This window comes from Synechococcus sp. RC10A2 (genome assembly GCF_047502605.1).
In genome coordinates this window covers 1-2,341 of sequence record NZ_JANSHP010000109.1, presented here as the reverse complement: position 1 = coordinate 2,341, position 2,341 = coordinate 1, and the positions used below count along the sequence as shown (strand labels likewise).

The following is a 2,341-nucleotide window of genomic DNA, read 5'->3' as shown; positions in this document are numbered from 1 at the left end:
CATCCACTACCCAACCGAGTCCCCCACACCGACCCCCACGCCCACACCGACCCCGACGCCGACTCCCACACCTACTGCAACACCCACCCCAACGCCCACTCCAACGCCAACCCCCGCTGCTCAGTTCTATGTCGATCCGGTTTTTGGTTCTGATACCTTCCAGGGCACTTCACCTGCTCAGCCATTTAAAACCGTAGAAAAAGCTATAGAGTCTTCTACCGTTCGAGACGTAGCAGGTCTTGGGGGCGGGACAAATGTTATTGTAAGGATCATTCGTAGCGGTGTCGAGACGGTCAACCCTGCTGGCTCTAACAATATCGTAAGTGCCGATTTAGCAACTGGATCCATCACGATAGTTCCTGACGATGGCGTTAACTTTGAGCTCGATTTGAACGGTAGGTATTTAATTCTCAAGCGGGGCAACAAGCTGCAAGGGTTTAGAATTATCAGCAGGGATCCCGGCGGTCCTGGAACTGCTGCAGCTGCCATTGAGCTCAGGGCGGGGGGCACGCCTTTGAAAGACATGGTTATTGACTGCGCAGGTAGCACAGGTAGTATTACCACTAGCGGGGCCACGGCAGTTGGTGGAGGCGACAAATGTGTTCATGTAACATCATCAGTTTCAGGCACTGTTACTCTTGAGAACGTACGCATTACCATTCCAAGCAACCAAGACTTTGTTACTGGCATTCTTCACGAGGGCAGTGGTACCTTGAAGGTCACTAATGGTAGTTCCGTTGTGGCTGTAGGGTCAGGGAACAAGCAGGGCGTTGTAGGTATCTATGGGAACACAGCTGCCGGCTCTGTGGAGGTGGTTGGAAGCACTGTAAGCTTGAGCGCGATTAAAGCCACAGGAAGCGCCGCAGGAAGCAATGGCAATGTTTTCGCTGTTGTCCTCTCAGGCCCCATTGCTTCTGGAAGAGTGGAAGGATCGTCAATTCAGGTAAGAGAAGGAGACTCAACTTCAGGAAAAATAGCAATTGGAGTTTGTGTTAACGCTAGTGGCACTGTGACTGTGCAAGGCAACAGATTCACAAACGCTCCTTCAGGTAATACCAGTATTGCTATCTATAATCAAGGGCCGGGAACTGTGGTTCCCACTCCCATGCCAACTGGCAACACCTTCAACGGCTTTTCTATACCACCTTCAGAAAAGCGATATGTAGAATCTGACCCTAGCCTTTCTTGTCCCTCCTAACCTTTCCCACCTCTTTCCTTTTTGGCCCCCACTGAGGGGCCTTTTCTATGCCAAAGTGGCCATGCCGGGCAACAGCCGCAGGACCATCCGTAGCTCAGGTCTTGTCCTAGGACAAGAGCTGCGTCTCGCTTCCCTTCTCCTAGCAGACTCCCAGCGGGGCCTTTTTTTGTTGCCGCCCTAGGCTAGGCTGGGCATCTCCCTGGGGTTAGCAGGTCCTCAGGGAAGCAAGCGGAGCTCTCCCCCAATTGGGCCAAAAACCGCATCGTTCCCCAGGAAAAGCCCCTCCCCTGGTCGGATGCGCCCTTCTGGCGGCAGGGCATAGGGATCCGCAGCAGACAGGTTGACGCCCGTGAACCCCAAGTCTTGCATGGCTGCAGCCGTAATACGACTAAGAGCAGGGCGTGCAGGTGGCGGTGGCAGCACCGGCGTCATCAGCTCCAACCCTAGGGTTCGCCGCCAGTGACCTTCGGGAGGTGGCTCAACCTCCACCGGCACATTCCCAGATCCGCCCAGGCTGTTGTACTCAGCAGTGGCCTGCCGGCCGGCAAAACGCGGGTTGGTGGTGCCGCTGTTGAGGAGAAAAGGACGCCAGTTGGGGACGGTGCCAAACCCCAGAGCATGGCCCAGCTCGTGCAGGACAACGTCAAAGAGGGATCCCTGATCCTCTAAGCGACCCAGATCTGCCGGGTCGATCCCTATCCTGGCATAGGGGATGATGCCGATCCCGGGCCGAGGAGGGCCGCAGGGGCCCGCTTGACCCACAACCCTACCCGGACCATCACTCTCAGGGGGGCTGGAGAGGAGCCGGGCGCCGGTTACTTGAACCAAGAGATCATCCACAGGACGATTGACCAGGGGAGTCGGGGGGAAACCAGCTCCGCAGAAGCCAGCCTGCAGAGTTAGGGTGACGTCGGGCAAGTCGCCGGTGATGATCTGCTCCCAGCGCCGGGCCGCTTGCAGAACGATGTTGCGCTGGGAAGGGCTGAGGCTGTTGTCGATAAACTCAATCTCGATGTTAAACCCACCAGGAGACGGAGATGGCGAGGGGGTTGGCGTTGGTGGAGGAGGTGAGGGCGTTGGCGTTGGTGTCGATGGATCTTCCGGTGGGGGGGTTGTTGACGGCGAAGGGGCGGCCTTGGGAGA

General features: G+C 56.8%; 2 protein-coding genes. One reads left to right on the top strand and one right to left on the bottom strand.

The genetic code is table 11. The annotated features are described in order from the left end of the window. Positions 1-1,198 (top strand): hypothetical protein (locus tag NW848_RS15360; RefSeq protein ID WP_414511354.1); only part of this gene is annotated, 1,198 nt, incomplete at its 5' end. Between the two features lie 216 nt (positions 1,199-1,414). Here the strand turns inward: NW848_RS15360 and NW848_RS15355 are convergent. Next, the gene (locus tag NW848_RS15355) at positions 1,415-1,960 is read right to left on the bottom strand and encodes a hypothetical protein (RefSeq protein WP_414511353.1); all 546 of its coding nucleotides are present in this window, start codon (positions 1,958-1,960) and stop codon (positions 1,415-1,417) included. Between the last annotated feature and the right edge of the window lie 381 nt (positions 1,961-2,341).